This window comes from Streptomyces californicus, assembly GCF_000717645.1.
In the GTDB taxonomy this organism is placed as follows: Bacteria; Actinomycetota; Actinomycetes; order Streptomycetales; family Streptomycetaceae; genus Streptomyces; species Streptomyces californicus.
Genome location: NZ_JNZZ01000005.1, coordinates 36,088 through 53,894, shown reverse-complemented (window position 1 = coordinate 53,894; position 17,807 = coordinate 36,088). Strand labels below are relative to the sequence as shown.

Genomic DNA, 17,807 nt, shown 5'->3' with positions numbered 1-17,807 from the left:
CATGAGCGACGGCAAGCGGGCCTCCGAGGCCCCCTGGATCAGAACCCGGCTGCGGACCGCGCCCGGTGCGGCGTCGGCCCTCGCGGTGCTGGTGCTGGTGACGGCGTTCCTGGCCGCGGCGTTCCCGCGGGCCGTGGACGCGTACGAGACGAAGGGGCTGCGCCACGACATCACGACGGCGCCCCCGAGCCGCAGCGTCGTGGAGATCGCCCGGCCGCAGCCCGGTCTCGAACTGCCGCAGGAGCAGCGGGAGGCCGCGACGCGGAGCGACGAACTGGCCCGGGTCGGCGGCAAGCTGCTCAAGGCCCTTCCCGCCCCGCTGCGCGCCGACACCTCGTCCGTCGCGTACGGCGTGCGCACCACCAAGGCAGTGGTCGCGACCGAGCCGTGGCTGCCGCGGCCCGACGCCGTACCGCCGAGGCTCTCGTACGCGGCCCAGTCCGGGCTGGAGGAGCACGCCACCCTGGTCGAGGGCGCCTGGCCGGCCACGCCGGCCGAGGTCACCGAGAAGTCCGGCGCGGTCCAGGGCGTCGTCACCGAGGAGACGGCGTCCCTCCTGAAGGTGAAGGTCGGGGCGACCATCGCGCTGCCCGCCTCCCTCCGGAAGACGGTCACCGTGACGATCACCGGCATCATCGCGCCGCGTGATCCGCTCGGCTCCTACTGGTCCGCCGATCCGCTGATGCGTTCGCCGTCCTTGGTCCCGGATCCCGGGAGCCCCTTCCCGGTGTTCTTCTGGACCGGGACGGTGCTGCTGGCGAAGGACGCGGGCCCGGTCCTGCTGGGCACGGCCGCCGAGCCCGCCCTCTACTGGCGTGTCCCGCCGGACGCCACCGCGCTCACCGGGCCCGACGGGTCCCGGCTGCGGGCCGCGGTCGCCACGTTGGAGAGCGGCCCCGGGCTGCTGAAGGTGCGCGAGATCGCCGGCGGCACCGCCGTGGTAGGCACCGGGCTCGGCCACCTCGTGGAGGCCAACGCGCGGATGCGCGACGCGATCAGCCCCGTCATCGCGGTAGCCGCCCTCGGGATCGGTTCGGTGGCCGCCGTCGTCCTGCTGATGACGGGCGCCCTGGTCGCCGGCCGCCGCCGGGCCGAACTGGCGCTGATGCGTTCGCGCGGCGGCTCGCTGCGCGGTATCGGCGGCCGGCTGCTGGCGGAGACCGCGGTGACCGTCCTGCCCGCGACCGCGCTCGGTCTGCTGCTCGCGACGCTGCTCGTGGGCGAGGGCCGGTGGTGGCCGGGGGCGCTGGCGGCGGCCGGGGTCGGGCTGCTGGTGTGCGTCGCCCTGCCGCTGCGGACGACGCTCCAGCACATCCGGCCGGTCCTCAGCACGCCTCGCGAGGACATGGTGAGCGCACGGCCCTCCCGCCGTCGCACCGTCGTCGAACTGACCCTGCTCGTCCTGGCGGTCGCCGCCGTGACCGCGCTGCGCCGTCGCGGCACGTCCACCGAGGGCGGCACCGACCTGCTGGTCAGCGCCGCGCCCGTGCTGGTCGCGCTGATCGCGGCGCTGGTGCTGGTACGGCTCCACCCGCTGCCGCTGCGGCTCGCCACCCGGCCCATGGCCCGGCTGCGCGGAGCGATCGGCTTCCTCTCGCTGGCGCGCGCCGGACGGTCCTCGGCCGGTGGCGCGCTGCCGCTGCTCGCCCTGCTGCTGGCACTGGCCACGGCGGCGTTCGGCGGTTCGGTGGTCGCCGGCATCGGGGACGCGCGGGACGACGCGGCCCTGGCGTCGGTCGGGGCGGACGCCCGGATCAGCGGCCGGAGCGAGCGCACGACGCTCCCCGAGGACCTGGTCCGCACGGTGAGCGGGCTGGACGGCGTACGGAACGCGGCGCCGGTACGCGTCGAGTACGGCATCGCCCTCCCGGCGCCCGCTTCCGACGCCGCCGCGGCGGACGGCGACGGCGGTACGGGGACGGGTTCCGGTACAGAAGCGGGCGCGGCCACCGACTCCCGGGTGGCGGCCCTGGTGGGCGTGGACCCCGCGTCGTACGCGCGGGCGGCCCGCGCCGCCGGGCTGCCGGAATTCCCGGACGAGCGGCTGCGGCCGGACGGCGCCGGGGCCCGTACGGCGGGCGACGGCTCCGACCGGGTGCTGCCGGTCATCGCCTCCCCCGGGGTGGCGGCCCGACTGGGCAAGGAGCCGCGGGCGCTCAAGACGCTCTCCGGCGACTTCACGGTACGGGTCGTGGGGACCACGGAGCGCGCCGCGGCGGTCTCCCCCACCGACTTCCTGATCGTGGACTCCCGGTCGCTGGAGCGGGGCGCGCCCACCACGCTGCTCCTCACCGGGACGCCGGACCCGGGGAAGCTGCGGGCTGCGGTCATCGGGGGCGGCGAGAAGTACTCCGTTCAGCTGCGTTCGGAGGAGCGCGCGCGGTATGTGGACACCCCGATGCAGGCGGGGGCCGAGCGGATCTACCTCACGGCCGTCGCGGCGGGCGCCGGGTACGCGCTGCTGGCCGTCCTGCTGTCGCTGCTCCAGACCGCCCCGGAGCGGAAGACGCTGCTGGCGCGGCTGCGCACGATGGGGCTGACCACCGCACAGGGCAGGCGGCTGCTGGCGTTCGAGGCGACGCCGCAGGCGGTGCTGGCGGCGGGCGGCGGCCTGTTCACCGGCTGGGCGGCCATCGCCTTGCTCTCCCCCGGCATCGATCTGGTCCCGCTGGCGCTCGCGGGCGCCGCCGGATCGGACACCAGCCCCGTCACGCTGCGCACCGACCTCTGGTCGCTGGGGCTGCCCGCCGCCGGGGTGGTGGTGCTCACCGCGGCGGTCGCGGGGGTGCAGGCGTGGTGGGCGAGCCGCCGCGGATCGATCACCGAACTCAGGGCAGGAGACTCCCGATGACCTCGTCCACCGAGACGGCAGGCACGGCCGGAGCGGCCGGAACGACGCTGGAGGAGCTGGAGCGGCGGGCCGCGGCCCGCCGGGACCGGCCGTCCTACGGACACGACGCGCTGATCGCCTGCGACCGCGTGGTGCGGATCTTCACCACGGACGGCGTCGAGGTGCAGGCGCTCCAGGGACTCGATCTCCTGGTCCGGGAGGGCGAGTTGATGGCCCTGGTGGGGGCGTCGGGCAGCGGCAAGTCGACGCTGATGAACATCCTGGCGGGGCTGGACGTGCCGACGGCCGGATCGGCGAAGGTCGCGGGCTGCGATCTGCTGTCGATGGGCCCCAAGGAACGGCTGCGCTACCGCCGGGACGTGGTCGGGTTCGTCTGGCAGCAGACGGCCCGCAACCTGCTCCCGTACCTCACCGCGATCCAGAACATCACGCTGCCCATGCAGTTGCACGGGGGCACCGGCAAGCGCGAACGGGCGGCCCGCGCCGAGTCGTTGCTCGCCATGCTCGACATCGAGCAGTGCCGCGACCGGCGGCCCCAGCAGCTGTCCGGCGGCCAGCAGCAGCGGGTGGCGATCGCGGTGGCGCTGGCCAACTCTCCGTCGGTGCTGCTGGCGGACGAGCCGACCGGCGAGTTGGACTCGGCCACCGGGGAGCAGGTCTTCGCCGCGTTCCGGCGTGCCAATGAGGAGTTGGGCACGTCGATCGTGATCGTCACCCACGACCAGGCGGTCGCGAACGAGGTGCGGCGCACGGTGGCCATCCGCGACGGCCGTACGTCCTCCGAGGTGCTGCGCCGCACGGAGGTGGACGCGGCGACGGGCCAGGAGTCCCAGGTGGCCCGGGAGTACGCGATGCTCGACCGGGCGGGGCGGCTCCAGCTTCCCGCTGACTACACGCAGGCGCTGGGCATGGAGCACCGGGTGCTGCTGGAGCTGGAGCAGGACCACATCGGCGTCTGGCCGGACGCGCACGGGGCCGGGGAGAAGACGGACGGTCCCGCGGCGGACTGACCCGCGCGGGACGCTGCGTCTCAGCCGCGTCCGACCGAGAGGGTGAGCCCGCCGGGCCCGCCCAGACCGCCGACCGGGTCGCGGCGCAGCGCGATCGATCCGAACGGGGTCCGCAGCCGCAGCCAGCCGCCCGCGCCGCCGGCCGAGAGCAGCGAGACGGGGAAGTCCGGGGCGGGGCGGAGGAAGCCGAGGGACTGGGCGGCGTGCACGGCACGCAGGGGCAACCCCGTCACGCCGACCTGCCGGGACCAGATCTCGCGGCCGATGCGGTCGCGTTCGGCGCGGGTGCGCCGGTCGTCGGGCAGCGCCTCGTCCCGGGTGCGGAACTCGGCGACGGCCAGGTCGAGCGCGGTGCGCAGGGCGTCGGGCCGGGGCAGACCGGCCTCCTCGTGCCAGGGCCCCCGGGGCGGCAGGACACCGGTCCAGGGCGGCCCGGTCACGGGTGCGGGCAGCGCGCCGCCCGCACCGCTCGCGCCGTCCGGGTCGAGGGACTCCAGCAGCTCACCGGCCGACACCGTGACGTCGAGCGTCGCGGGGCCGGCCAGACGGGCCGCGCGGATGGCGAGGACCTCGAAGGAGGGCGGACGGCCGAACACGGCCAGCGCGTCGCCGCCGCCCGCCTGCAACCGGACCGCGGCGGCCCGGTCGTAGTGGAGCAGCCGCCCGAGGAAGGCGGCGAGATCCGCCGCCTCCCTCGGGTCGGCGAACAGCAGCGACTGCACGGGCACGGTCATGCCGCGGCGGGCTCCTCTGCGAGGTACTGCTGGAGGAAGAACTTCTCCTCCGCGGTGATCCGCCGGGGCCGCCCGGCCGCCAGGTCGTACGGGACGACGACGGTCGAGGCGCGTACGTACACCTGGTCGGGGTCCTTGACCTCGTAGGCGATCGTCAGCGACGCGGCGCCGATCTTGGTGACCCAGGACTCGACAGTCACCGGCTCGTGCCGGTGGACCAGCGGCCGTACGTAGTCGATCTCGTGACGGGCCACGACGGACCCGCCCGAGAACGACGGGGAACCGTCCCCGGGCGCCAGCCGGAACATGAAGTCGATGCGCGCCTCCTCCAGGTAGCGGAGGAAGACCACGTTGTTGACGTGGCCGAAGGCGTCCATGTCCGACCAGCGCAGGGGGCAGCTGTAGAGATGACGGGCCAAGACGATCAGCCTCGCGTGAGCTTCTTGTACGTGGCACGGTGCGGGCGGGCCGCGTCCGCGCCGAGCCGGTCGATCTTGTTCTTCTCGTACGACTCGAAGTTGCCCTCGAACCAGTACCACTTGGAGTCGCCCTCGTAGGCGAGGATGTGCGTGGCCACCCGGTCCAGGAACCAGCGGTCGTGGGAGATGACCACCGCGGCGCCCGGGAACTCAAGGAGGGCGTTCTCCAGCGAGGACAGGGTCTCGACGTCGAGGTCGTTGGTGGGCTCGTCGAGGAGCAGCAGGTTGCCGCCCTCCTTGAGAGTCAGCGCCAGGTTGAGGCGGTTGCGCTCACCACCGGAGAGGACGCCGGCCGGCTTCTGCTGGTCCGGGCCCTTGAAGCCGAACGCGGAGACGTAGGCGCGGGACGGCATCTCGACCTGGCCGACGTTGATGTAGTCCAGCTCGTCCGAGACGACGGCCCAGAGGGTCTTCTTCGGGTCGATGTTGGCGCGGGACTGGTCGACGTACGAGATCTTGACCGTGTCGCCGATCTTGACCGAGCCGCTGTCCGGCGTCTCCAGGCCCTGGATCATCTTGAACAGCGTGGTCTTGCCCGCGCCGTTGGGGCCGATGACGCCGACGATGCCGTTACGGGGCAGCGTGAAGGACAGGTCGTCGATGAGGACCTTGTCGCCGAACGCCTTCGAGAGGTGCTCGACCTCGACGACGATGGAACCGAGGCGCGGGCCCGGCGGGATCTGGATCTCCTCGAAGTCCAGCTTCCGCATCTTGTCGGCCTCGGCCGCCATCTCCTCGTACCGGGCGAGACGGGCCTTGGACTTGGTCTGGCGCCCCTTGGCGTTCGACCGCACCCACTCCAGCTCCTCCTTGAGGCGCTTCTGGCGCTTCTCGTCCTTGCGGCCCTCGACCTTGAGGCGGGCGGCCTTCTTGTCGAGGTAGGTGGAGTAGTTGCCCTCGTAGGGGATCGCGCGGCCGCGGTCGAGCTCCAGGATCCACTCGGCGACGTTGTTCAGGAAGTACCGGTCGTGGGTGACCGCGACGACGGCGCCCGCGTACTTCGAGAGGTGCTGCTCCAGCCAGTTCACCGACTCGGCGTCGAGGTGGTTGGTGGGCTCGTCGAGGAGGAGCAGGTCCGGGGCCTCGATGAGGAGCTTGCAGAGCGCCACGCGGCGCTTCTCGCCGCCGGAGAGGTTGGTGACCGGCCAGTCGCCGGGCGGGCAGCCCAGGGCGTCCATGGCCTGCTCCAGCTGGGCGTCCAGGTCCCACGCGTTCGCGTGGTCCAGGTCCTCCTGGAGCTTGCCCATCTCCTCCATCAGGGCGTCCGAGTAGTCGGTCGCCATCAGCTCGGCGACCTCGTTGAAGCGCTTGAGCTTGCCCATGATCTCGGCGGCGCCGTCCTGCACGTTCTCCAGGACGGTCTTCTCCTCGTCCAGCTTCGGCTCCTGCATGAGGATGCCGACGCTGAACCCGGGCGAGATGAAGGCGTCGCCGTTGGACGGCTGCTCCAGGCCCGCCATGATCTTCAGCACCGTGGACTTGCCGGCGCCGTTGGGGCCCACGACACCGATCTTCGCGCCGGGCAGGAAGTTCAGATTGACGTCATCGAGAATCACCTTGTCGCCGTGCGCTTTGCGCGTCTTGCGCATGGTGTAGATGTACTCAGCCAAGAGAAACCGTCCGGCAGCAATAGAGGTGTGGGCAGATACACCCATCTTGCCTGACACCCGCCCCCGGAAGGAAACCCGTCCGCCCACCGGCGCCCGGGCGCCGGTGGGCGGACGGGCGGGGCTCACTCACCGTGGGCGTGCGGCTGCTTCCGGCGGAGGAGGAAGACGGCCCCGCCGCCCAGGACGATCAGGCCCATGGCCACGGTCGCGATCGTCGAGGTGGCGCGGGAACCGCCGGTCTCGGCGAGGTCGCCCTCCAGCCCCGACGTACTGGAGCCGGTGGTGGCGGGGACGGACTGCTCGGCGCTCCGCGTGCCGACGTCGTTGCCCGCGCCCGCCGTCGCCTCGCTCTCCTTCTCCAGGACGCTGCCGCTGGTGGCGCAGTCCAGCACCCCGGTGAAGGTGCGGCTGAACCCGGCGGGCCCGGTGACGGTGACGTCGTACGCCTGGTCCTCGGCGACCGGGACCGTCACCGTGCGGGTCTCCCCGGCGGCCACGGTGTGCTCGGCCCCGGCCAGCTCGAAGGTGTACGGCTCGTCGCCCCGGTTGGCGGCCGTGACGTCCACCCCGCCCTCGGCGCAGTTCTTCCGCGCGGTCAGCGCGGGGGCGGCGCCGGTCTCGGCCCAGGTGGCGGTGGCGCGGGCGGTGACGGTGGACTCACTGGAGCCGGCCAGGATCTGGGTCTGGGTGCGGTCGGTCCCGGCGAAGGCCCGGCCGACCGGCACGGAGGCCGTGGCCTGGACGCCCAGGGAGGCGGTGCCGTCGGCGGTGTCCTTCGGCACGTCGAAGTAGAGCCGGTCGCCGTCGGCCGCGTCGGTGACGGTGACGCCCTTCTCGTCGGTGACGCGGACGCCGCCGGCCGCCGCGTCGGCCGCGGGCGCCACCGAGACCTGGTCCGCGTCGGTGCGCACGGTCACCGGGCCGAGGCGTTCGCCGGCCCGGCCGGAGACGGCGGCCGGCTCCAGGGTCAGCGAGGGCCGGGGCTCCTTCACCGTGCGGGCGCTGCGGTGCAGCCAGTCGGCGAGCTTCTCGGCCTGCTTGTCCCGGGCGGTGATGTCGGCGCCGTCCGAGTAGCGCCAGATGGCGACCTGGGTGCCGGCCGCGGCGGTCCGGTCGGTCAGGGGGCCCGTGCCCGCCGCCTTCGCGAGCGCCGCGAGGTCGTCGACCTGCGGATAGGAGTGCTGGAGGATCCAGCGGATCCTCCCCGCGTCCCGGTTGCTGTTGAGGGAGGTCTCGGCCCAGGGGGTCTCCAGGTACTTCGCCTGGTCCTGGGTGGGGTTGTGGAGGTCGATGCAGTACGTCTTGAGCTTGCCGCCGCCGTCCACCGTCATCTCGAAGAGTCCGGCGGCGACCTCCTGAGTCCGGTCGGGCTCGCCGTTCCTCCCCTTGACGCGGAGCACAGCGCTGTCGAACGTCTTCAGCCCGTCGAGCACCGCCGCCGCGCCGCCGTGGTGGCGGCCCGGTTCGTCCGCCGCCGCCGGCCCGGCGCCCACGAGCGCGGTCGCCGCGACGAGGCCGGAGAGCAGCAGCGCGGCGGCCGGGCGGAGGATTCCGCGGCCGGGGGGCGCCCCCGTCGTGCCGGACGACGCAGCGGACGCTGAAGACGCAGAAAACACAGAATTCCCCTCCGGGCGAGGCCCTGGCGCGTGGTGCGCGTGTGGGGATTGCCTCGCCAGCAGACCCAAGTGACCCGTGAGCACTGGAATCCTAAGGAACGGGCGAAGAGGAGTCCCCCGTACCGCCCTTCGCCAACCATTCCGAATCGGAATCGTTATCGCGGGATACCTTCCCGCAACAGCCCTTTCAAGACACCCCGGCCAGGACGGCGGCGCGTTCCGGTTGATTCGGCACGCCTTTCGCATCGCCCTCCGTGACGTTTTCCGGACGTTCCGTCAGATCGCTTTCCGGCCGGGCCGTCCGGCGGAAGGCGGTCGTGCCCCGGCTCAGGTCATGGCCCACGGCGATGGCCTCGACATCGACGAACGTACGCCGCTGACCGGCCTGTTCCTCCTCGCGGACCTTCAACCTGCCGTGCACGACCAGAGGTTCCCCGACCGAAACGGAACCGGCGAGATTGGCCGCGAGCGTCCGCCAGGACCACACGGTGTAGAAGCTGGTGCGGCCGTCCGTCCAGCGTTGTTTCTCGCGGTCCCAACGCCGCGGAGTGACGGCGAAACGGAATCGCGCCATTCCGCCGCCGGCCGTCTCCCGGAACTCCACCGCCGTCGCGGCGTTGCCCACCAGGGTCACCAAGGTCTCGTTCATTTCCCGCCCCGCATTCCTCTTCCTCGTCGCACGGTGAGACGCCCTCTCCGCACGGTGGGACCCGTCGCCCGGTGGGACGAACCCCACGGCGGGACGAGCCGTCACACGGCGCCGGGTGGCACCGGACACCGTGTCGGACTCCATGGTGGGCGCGGGACGGGAATCGCGTCGGGGCCTGTGGACTACCGGCCGGTTGTGGAGAACTTCGTCACCGTCACGTACCGCTCGCGCACCTCCCGGTAGCGGGCCAGCTCGGCCGCGACCGGGTCCAGGACCCTGGCCCGGCCGCATCCGGCCGCCGCCTCGCGCAGCCGCCGCTCCGCGTCCTGCCCGTACCGCCGGGCCGGCCCCCGGATCGCGGCGGCGCAGGCCCACTCCACCAGCGGCCCGCCGACGACCCCGGCCAGCATGATGAGGGCGGGGGTGACGAGCCCCGGTTCCAGGACCCCGACGATCTGCCCGACCAGCCACAGACCGCCGAAGATCTGCAGCAGCGTCATCGACGCCTGGGCCAGCACGGCGACCGGCCACCACTTCGGCCGGGGCGGCTTCGCGGGCCGCGCGCCGCCGGGCTGAGCACCGGCGCCCGTGTCCCGCCCGGTCTCCGTCTCCGTCTCCCCGCCGCGCTTGCCGGCGCCCGGCGCCCCGGCTCTGACCGCCAGGTCGTCGAGCGCCTCGGGCAGCCCCTCCGCCCCGGTGAACGCGGCCTCGCGCACCGCCTGCGCCCAGGGCCCGGGCAGCCCCTCCGCCGCGTCGTCCGCGACGGTCCGCACCGCCTGCTCGACCCGCTGCCGGGCCGTCAGCTCCTCCTCGGGCGGGGTGAGGGCCTGGCCCATCCGGTCCAGGCTGCCGGGCAGGCCCCGGTTCTCGTACCAGCGCCAGAGCCGCAGCCACGGCGTCCCGCAGGCCCGGCTCGCGTTGCGTCGCCACTCCCGCTCGGCGGCCTGCCCGGCGGCCGCCGCGCCGACCGCCTCGGCCAGCCGGTCCGTGAACGCGTCGCGCGCCCGTTCGCCGAGGCCGGCGCGCCCGCCGGCGACGTACACCGGGCGCAGCCGGGCCGCCGCCGCGTCGACGTCGGCGGAGAGGCGGCGGGTGGCGGCGGTGCGGTCCTGGACGAAGCGGCCGAGCAGCTCGCGGAGTTCGGGCACGCCGTCCCCGGTGAGCGCGGACAGGGACATGACGGTGGCACCGGGTTCGCCGTGCTCGCCGAGCGCGATGCCGTCCTCGTCGAGGAGGCGGCGCAGGTCGTCGAGGACGAGGTCGGCCGCCTCGCCGGGCAGCCGGTCGGTCTGGTTGAGGACGACGAAGGTGACCTCGGCGTGGCCGGCGAGCGGGCGCAGATAGCGTTCGTGGAGGGCGGCGTCGGCGTACTTCTCCGGATCGACGACCCAGATCACCGCGTCCACCAGGGCCAGGACCCGGTCCACCTGTGCGCGGTGCTCGGTGGCGGCCGAGTCGTGGTCGGGCAGGTCGACCAGGACGAGCCCCTGCAGCGCCTCGTCGGAGGCGGCGGGCCCGGGGTGCGGCCTGCGGCGCAGCCGGCCGGGGACGGCCAGGCGGTCCAGCAGCCCGGCGGCCCCGTCGGTCCAGCTGCACGCGATGGGCTGGGAGGTGGTGGGGCGGCGCAGTCCGGTGTCGGAGATCGTGGCCCCGGCCAGCGCGTTGAACAGGGTCGACTTGCCGCTGCCGGTGGCGCCCGCCACGGCGATGACCGTGTGCCGGGAGGAGAGCCGCTGCCGGGCCGCCGCCTCGTCCAGGACGCGGCCCGCCTCGGCGAGGGTGTCGCGGTCGAGCCGGGCGCGGGAGAGTCCGACGAGTTCGCGCAGGGCGTCGAGCCGGGTGGGCAGCGGCCCGTCGGCGGGTGCGTACGCCTCGACCTGCGGGTCCGGCTCGTCGTCGGCGGGCGCGCGGGGGACGGGTTCGGCGGTCCCGCGGGTCGCGGCGGCCGCCGCGCGCCGGGCGATGAGCCCGTCGTCCCACCGCCCGTCCGCCTTCCGCGTGCCGCTGTCGTTGCCCTGGTCCTCGTCCGTGACGGCAGTCATCGCTGCCACCTCTCCTTCTGCAGTACGGAAAGCGCGGCGATCAGTTCGGCCTGGGGTTCGGGTGCGGTGTCGAGCGCGTCGAGTGGGGCGAGGCGGCGGTCGCGTTCACCGCCGAGGACCTGGTCGAGGTAGGTCGTCAGCAGTTCGCCGCCCTTGTCGCGCAGGCGCAGCGCGCCCTGCGCGCCGATGCGTTCGGCGAGCTGCTCCCCCGCCGCGCGGGCCCGCCGTCCGCCGAGGAGGGCGGCGGCGAGGAGGGCGGCGACGTTCTCGGGGGCGGGGGCGACGCTGCGGTCGAGCTTGCCCGCCTCCTCCTCGGCCAGCTCCTCCAGGACCCGGCGCCACCGGCGTACGGCGACGGCGATCCGCCCTTCGGCGTCCTCGGCGGGCCCCCAGCAGCCGGTCGCGCGCCCGGCGTCCTCGAACCGGAAGTGCGCGCCGGCCGGCTCGCGGCGCCACTGGGTGCGGATCTGCTCGTCGGCGGCGGACACCGAGCACTGGAGCAGGGCCACGAGGCTGTCCACGAGGGCGTCGAGCAGTTCGTCGGGCGAGCTGTAGAGCGGGTAGCCGCGCCACCGGGTCCGCGCTCCCCCGGAGAGGACCGCGCCGCTGCGGAGTCTGCGGCGGATCCGGTCGGCCTCCTTGGCGTACGCGTCCTCGACCACTCCGGTCAGCCGTACGGAGGCGGCGTACTGGGCGGCGACGGCGGAGGCCAGGGCGGGCATCCGCACGTTGAGCGACTCGATGACGCCGGAGGCGGTGCGCCCGACGGCCTGCTGCCGGGCGGCCGGGTCCTGGGCCCGGTGGGCGAGCCAGGCGCGCAGCGGGGCGACGGCGCTGACGGGGAGCAGCCCGCTGCCGCCGCCGGTGGACTCGGGCAGTTCGGGGATGGTGAAGCGGGGTACGTCGCCGAGTCCGGCCCGGGTCAGCAGGGCCGCGTACTGCCGGGAGACCTCGGAGATCACCTGGTGGGGCACCCGGTCGAGGACGGTGACGAGGGCGGCGTCGTACTCCTTGGCGGTACGCAGCATGTGCCAGGGCACCGCGTCGGCGTAGCGGGAGGCGGTGGTCACCATCACCCAGATGTCGGCGGCGCAGATGAGCTCGGCGGCGAGGACGCGGTTGCGGACGACGAGGGAGTCGATGTCGGGGGCGTCCAGGAGCGCCAGCCCCCGGGGCACGCTGACGGCGGTCTCGACCCGCAGGGCGCCCTCCCCGTCGCCGCCCCGGGCGGCGAGGTCGTCGAGCCCGTCCGGGTCGGGCGTCTGCCCCGGCGGCAGCCAGATCCGGGTGAGCTGCGGCAGGACCCGTACTCCGGCGAACCAGTGGTGGTCGTCGGGGTGGCAGACGAGCACCGGGGTCCGGGTGGTGGGCCGCAGCACCCCGGCCTCGCTGACCCGGCACCCCACCAGGGAGTTGACCAGGGTGGACTTCCCGGCCCCGGTGGACCCGCCGATCACGGCGAGCAGCGGTGCCTCGGGGTCCTTGAGGCGCGGCAGGAGGTAGTCGTCGAGCTGGGCGAGGAGTTCGGCCCTGGTCTGCCGGGCGCGTTCGGCCCCCGGCAGGGGCAGTGGGAGACGCACGGCGGCGACACGGTCGCGCAGGGCGGAAAGTGCGTCGATGAGCTGGGGCCGTACGTCCATGGTCGCCACATGCGAAGAATGCCCAATTTTGAAGCCTTTTTGAAGCGTATGGGCCTTCCTGCGCGGCGGTTCCACCCTCTTGACAGACCCCGGACAGGGAGGGCGGAGGGGGCCGGGGCATAACGACTGCACAACACCCGGCGCGAGGTGGGCGAAAACCGATGCAGGAATCGCACCTACCTGCGATTATCGGTTCGCTTCACTGAACCTCCACATCGTGCCACGCAGGTGAAGCAACCGGGTCCAGGGGATCGGAGCCCTATCCTTGTCCCGGCACGGCCACGGAACCACCGATCAGGACTCCCGGCCCCCGTAGCTCAGTGGATAGAGCAGGCGCCTTCTAAGCGCTTGGCCGCAGGTTCGAGTCCTGCCGGGGGCGCACGACCGCGCACCACCGAAAGGCCCTCCGCACCGGAGGGCCTTTCCGTCTCTCCGGGACGCCGACGGGCGTCCGCCTTCCGGACGCTAGCGGGCGCGGCGTCATGGCGGCGTAAGCGGGGCGGCACGGTGATCCGGGAGGCGCCCTGACAGATGAAAGCCGCTGCCGCCGACTCGGTCGGGGCAGCGGCGGGTGGTGGGGCCGGTCAGGCGCAGTGGGCCAGGGCGATGGAGATGACCGCGCAGGTGGCGGCGGAGGTGTCGTTGGCCGGGTTCGGGTCGTGCGGGGACGAGGCCGTACGGGTCGCGGAGACGGCGACCGTGCCGAAGTCGAGGAGCTCGACGGGGAGGCTGAACGTGGAGACCGCCTCGGCGCCCTCGGCGATGTCCCGGTGGACGCAGGTGACCGTGCCGGGGGCGGAGGTGCAGCCGGCGGAGAGGTCCGTGGCCGTCCTCCCCGCCGGGAGCGTCGCGGTCACGGTGACGTCGGTGGCGTCCTCGGGGCCGTGGTTGCGGGCGCTGAGCGTGTACGACAGGGCGGGCACCAGGACACCGAACCGCGGACGCGCGCCCAGGCCGACCTCCAGGTCGGCTTCGGCCGGCGTGTTGGTCACCGTAATGACCGGGCCGTCCGCGGTGGCCTCGCCGCCGTTCGCGTAGAGCTGGTAGCGCAGGACGAAGGTGCCCGAGGGGGTCTCCGGGTCGACGCGCAGGGTGATCGAGCCGCTGAACGCCTCGCCGCCGTCCAGGTCGCCGAGCGGCACGCGCGGGCCGTACCCCTCCACCTCGTGGCAGAGCGCGGTGTTGCCGGTGCACGACTCGATCGTGGTGAACGTGTCGAGGGTGCCGAGGTCCGTGGAACCGGAGTAGAAGTTCTCGCCGGCGCCGGTCCTGGGCGTGTCCGCGGTGCCGTTGAAGTCGATGGTGAGGGTCTCGCCGGCCGCCACGGTGGTGGACGAGACGCTGATGTGGGAGACCGCGTACGCGGGGGCGGGCAGGAACTGCGGGCCCGTCACGGCGAACAGGAACGCCGTCAACAGGGCTGGTACGCGCGCGAGTCCGCGCGGGCGTCGGGGGCGGTTCGATGAGGAGGCTGAACGCTTCATCGGCGTACTCCTTGGGCGAAAGGTGCGGGCCGGGCGCGGTACGGGTGCGCGGCCGCACGTGTCGCAGGGGGATGGGCGGCTCGGTGTTCCGCCGGTGGGACCCCGGACCGGCCCCCTGTCCCGTCGCCGTCCCAACGAGCGGAGCGGGCCCCGGGGCACGGTCCGGTCAGGTGTGCGGACGGCGGGGCCCGGCGTTCAGCGCGGGGCGAGGTCCTCCGGGTGCAGGAGGCGCAGGTCGTCCAGGCTCGGCGAGGCCACGGTGCTCAGTCGGCGGGCCTGGCGCGTCATCATCCGCTCCAGCGTCTGGCGGGCCAGCCGGGCGTTGCCGAACGACGCGCCCCGGGGGACGGCGTCGAAGTGGGCCCGCAGCGCCTCGGCCGTGCCGGGGGCGCACTCGTAGCCGTTGTCGGCCGCGTGCGTGGAGACGATCGTGACCAGTTCGTCCGAGGAGTAGTCGGGGAACTCGACCCGGCGCGGGAAGCGGGAGTCGAGCCCGGGGTTGGACGCCAGGAACCGGTCCATCTCCGCGGTGTAGCCGGCCGCGATCACCACCACCTCGTCGCGGTGGTCCTCCATCAGCTTCAGCAGCGTCTCCACCGCCTCCTGGCCGTAGTCCGCGGACCCTCCGGCGAGCTGAGGCGTCAGCGTGTACGCCTCGTCGACGAACAGGACACCGCCCAGAGCCCGTTCGAACGCCTCGCGGGTCAACTGCGCGGTGTGGCCGACATAGCGGCCCACCAGGTCGGCGCGGGAGACCTCGACGAGCTGGCCGCGCGGCAACACCCCGAGCGAGGCGAGCAGTTCGCCGTAGAGCCGGGCCACGGTGGTCTTGCCGGTGCCGGGCGGGCCCGCGAAGACCAGGTGGTTGCTGGTATGGGGCGCGGGCAGGCCGGCCGCCTTGCGCCGGCTCGCGGCGGCGAGGAGGTGGACCAGGTCGCCCACCTCGCTCTTGACGGACGCGAGGCCCACCAGGCTGTTCAGCCGCAGCAGCGGGTCCTCCGCCGCCTCGTCCTCCGGCACGCCGCCCGTCGGCACGCCCACGTCCTCGGCGGTGAGCAGGGCGAGTTGCCGTTCGTCGGCCACCGCCAGGGTGGCCAGCCGGGACGCCTGGCGGTCCACCATCTCCTCGAACACCTTGCGCGCGGTGCGGCCGTTGCCGAATCCGGCGTCGCGGGGGATGCGGTCGAAGCGGGTGACGAGCGCCGTACGCGCCGCCGGGTCCAGTTCGTAGCGGTGGCCGGTGCACATCCGCTCGACGATCGTGACGAGCTCCTGGGAGGTGTAGTCGCTGAACTCGACGTTGCGGGTGAAGCGGGAGGCGAGGCCCGGGTTGGACGCCAGGAACTCGGTCATCTCCTTCGGGTAGCCTGCCGCCACGACCACCACGTCGTCGCGGTGGTCCTCCATCAGCTTCACCAGGGTGTCGATCGCCTCGCGCCCGAAGTCGGCGCCGTTGCCGCCGCTGTCGGAGAGCAGGGTGTACGCCTCGTCGACGAACAGCACGCCGCCGAGCGCCCTGGTGAAGGTCTCGGTGGTCTTGATCGCCGTACCGCCGATGATCTGCGCGACCAGGTCCGCGCGGGAGACCTCCACCAGGTGGCCGGAGCGCAGGACGCCGAGCGAGGCGAGGATGGAGCCGTACAGGCGGGCGACGGTGGTCTTGCCGGTGCCGGGCGGGCCCGCGAAGACCAGATGGCGGCTCATCGGCGGGGCGGGCATCCCGATGCTGGCCCGGCGCTGCGCCATCCGGTTGAGGTTGATCAGGGTGAGCACCTGCTGCTTGACCTCGTCGAGGCCGATCAGCGACTCCAGTTCGGCCACCGGGCCCGTGCCGGGGGCGGGTTCGGCCACGGGCGCGGCACCGCCGGGCAGCCGCCCGTCCCCCGCTGCCTCCGCCTGTTCCGGGGTGCCCCAGGCGTCCGGGGCGCCGTTCTCCGCGCTGACCAGGCCGTCGACGGCGAGCCGGTCGCCGGGGGCCGTCTGGCGGACGCCGCTGCCCCGGTTGGCGCGGACGGTGCAGCCGGTCAGCGTCACGGCGTCGGGGCCCTCCACGCGGACGCCGTCGGCGCCCGACTCCGTCACCTCGCAGCCGTTGAGGGAGGCGCGGGCCCCGGTGGACACCCGTACGCCGCACTCGGCGGAGCCGGTCACCATCGCGCGTACGGCGGCCAGTTCGCCCTCCGCCTCGATGTGGACGCCCGCCGCGCCGGACTCCTCGATCGCGGTGTCGCGCAGGGTGAGCGTGCCGAGCGCCCCGATATGGACGCCGGCGCCGGCGGAGGAGCGCAGCCGCCCCTTGCCCAGGAACACGTTGCCGTGGCCCGAGACGTGGACCGCCGACTCGCCCGACCGCTCGACGACGCACTCCTCCAGGCGCCCCCGGCCGTCCTTGACGACCTGGACGCCGTGCGCGCCCGCGCCGGTGACGGTGGCCCGTCGCAGCAGCGGGTTGGCGCCGCTGCGGATCACGATGCCGCTGCCGCCGCTGTCGTGCACCTCCAGGCGGTCGAACTCGGCGGACGAGTCCTCGTCCAGCAGCACGCCGGTCCCCTTGGCGCCCCGGACGACCGTCCCGGAGAGGGCCGGGGAGGAGAAGCCGGTGATCCGCACGGCGGACTCCTCGGCGCTCGCGAACGTACAGCCCGTGAAAGTGCCGCGGCTGCGTTCGGCCACCAACAGGCCGTGCCCGCCGGTCCGTTCGGTGGAGCACCGGGTCAGGGACGGGGAGCTTCCGCCGCCCAGGACGAAGCCGTGGCCCGTGGCGTCGCCGACCGCCACGTCCTCCAGGACGACCGGCCCGGTGGTGTTCACGAACACGCCGACGGCGGCCTTGCGGACCGTGCCGCGCACCATCCGGACCGAACTCTCCGCCTCGACGGCGACACCCGGTTTCCCGGTCGCCGATATCGCGCACTCCTCCAGGAGGACGTGGGCCTGCCCGTTGGTGAGGACGCCGTTGCCCTTGGTGTCCCTCAGCTCACTGAACCGCGCGGTGATCCTGCCCCGTTCGCCCGCGACCAGGGCGGAGGTGCCGAGGTGCTCGACGACGCACTTCTCCAGGAGGCTCTCGGCGGTGGAGGTGGAGACCACGCCGGCCCCCGCCGGGTTGCTGATCCGGCACTGCCGCAGCCCCAGCGAGCCGCCCTCCCGGGCGTAGAGCGCCGCCCAGGACGAGCCGTGGATGTCGCACCGGTCCATCGCCAACTCGCCGCGGGGGGCGTCGACCACGGGGAGTTCGTCGTCGTGCCCGCGCAGCACGAGGTCCCTGACCATCACCGCGTCGCCGGTGAGCGTCAGCGCCGTGCCGCGCCGGGGCGCCAACTCGGCGGTTCCCGGTCCCTCGGAGGCGATCAGGGTGATCGCCGCGGAGACCGTCACCCGCTCCTCGTACCGCCCCGGGGCGATGCTGACGACCGCACCGGCGCGGGCGCGGGCGACCGCCTCGCCGACGGTGCGGTGATCGCCCGTGCCGTCGGCGGCGACGATGAGCATCTGGCGTGACACGTTCGACCTCCCGGACCCGCTGCGCCGTAGGTACGGGGCGGAGACGCGCGACATGTGGGACGAGGGAAACTGCTGTTCCCATCATGCCTGTTGCCGCAGGTCGACCGCCATCGCGGGCGGGCTCCGGCACCCCCGAGGGGCATCGCCTCCGGGCTTCGGACACGTGTTCCGGCGGCCGGGGGACGTCG

The 17,807-nt window shown here is 73.8% G+C and carries 11 protein-coding genes and 1 tRNA gene; 3 read left to right on the top strand and 9 right to left on the bottom strand.

Translation table 11 applies throughout. The annotated features are described in order from the left end of the window. Nucleotide 1: 1 nt before the first annotated feature. Nucleotides 2-2,851, top strand: coding sequence for an ABC transporter permease family protein (locus IF19_RS0108385; protein WP_030116565.1), 2,850 nt, complete (start codon nt 2-4; stop codon nt 2,849-2,851). After that, on the top strand, nt 2,848-3,861 hold the full coding sequence (locus IF19_RS0108380; protein WP_030277543.1) for an ABC transporter ATP-binding protein: 1,014 nt from the start codon (nt 2,848-2,850) through the stop codon (nt 3,859-3,861). Before IF19_RS0108385 ends, IF19_RS0108380 begins: the two co-directional genes overlap by 4 nt. Before the next feature lie 20 nt (nt 3,862-3,881). Here IF19_RS0108380 and IF19_RS0108375 read toward each other — a convergent pair whose 3' ends face one another. The 7 genes from IF19_RS0108375 to IF19_RS0108345 form a co-directional block, all read right to left on the bottom strand. Beyond that, nucleotides 3,882-4,595 carry a DUF8010 domain-containing protein gene (locus tag IF19_RS0108375; RefSeq protein WP_030116563.1) on the bottom strand — a complete coding sequence of 238 codons (714 nt, stop codon included), beginning with the start codon at nt 4,593-4,595 and terminating at the stop codon, nt 3,882-3,884. Next, nucleotides 4,592-5,014: an acyl-CoA thioesterase gene (locus IF19_RS0108370; RefSeq protein WP_030116562.1), complete on the bottom strand. Its 423-nt coding sequence runs from the start codon at nt 5,012-5,014 to the stop codon at nt 4,592-4,594. The genes IF19_RS0108375 and IF19_RS0108370 overlap by 4 nt, the downstream gene beginning before the upstream one ends. Before the next feature lie 5 nt (nt 5,015-5,019). Further along, nucleotides 5,020-6,684, bottom strand: coding sequence for an energy-dependent translational throttle protein EttA (gene ettA / locus IF19_RS0108365; RefSeq protein WP_078580975.1), 1,665 nt, complete (start codon nt 6,682-6,684; stop codon nt 5,020-5,022). Between the two features lie 122 nt (nt 6,685-6,806). Next, nucleotides 6,807-8,300: a Cys-Gln thioester bond-forming surface protein gene (locus IF19_RS0108360; RefSeq protein WP_030277545.1), complete on the bottom strand. Its 1,494-nt coding sequence runs from the start codon at nt 8,298-8,300 to the stop codon at nt 6,807-6,809. Between the two features lie 187 nt (nt 8,301-8,487). Then, nucleotides 8,488-8,949: a single-stranded DNA-binding protein gene (locus IF19_RS0108355; protein WP_030116558.1), complete on the bottom strand. Its 462-nt coding sequence runs from the start codon at nt 8,947-8,949 to the stop codon at nt 8,488-8,490. Nucleotides 8,950-9,131: 182 nt separating this feature from the next. Further along, entirely contained in the window at nt 9,132-10,991 is a 1,860-nt protein-coding gene (locus IF19_RS0108350; protein WP_030277546.1) for a YfjP family GTPase, read from the bottom strand. Next, nucleotides 10,988-12,631, bottom strand: coding sequence for an ATP-binding protein (locus IF19_RS0108345; protein WP_030277548.1), 1,644 nt, complete (start codon nt 12,629-12,631; stop codon nt 10,988-10,990). Before IF19_RS0108345 ends, IF19_RS0108350 begins: the two co-directional genes overlap by 4 nt. Nucleotides 12,632-12,937: 306 nt before the next feature. Between IF19_RS0108345 and IF19_RS0108340 the strand changes: the two genes are divergently transcribed. Further along, nucleotides 12,938-13,010, top strand: a tRNA-Arg gene (locus tag IF19_RS0108340). Between the two features lie 205 nt (nt 13,011-13,215). Here the strand turns inward: IF19_RS0108340 and IF19_RS0108335 are convergent. Both IF19_RS0108335 and IF19_RS0108330 read right to left on the bottom strand, forming a co-directional pair. Continuing rightward, nucleotides 13,216-14,115 (bottom strand): DUF11 domain-containing protein, encoded by a 900-nt coding sequence (locus IF19_RS0108335; protein WP_030116553.1) that lies wholly within the window; start codon nt 14,113-14,115, stop codon nt 13,216-13,218. A 195-nt stretch (nt 14,116-14,310) separates the two neighbouring features. Then, complete coding sequence (locus IF19_RS0108330) at nt 14,311-17,619, bottom strand: right-handed parallel beta-helix repeat-containing protein (RefSeq protein ID WP_418952740.1); 3,309 nt, start codon at nt 17,617-17,619, stop codon at nt 14,311-14,313. Nucleotides 17,620-17,807: the final 188 nt, after the last annotated feature.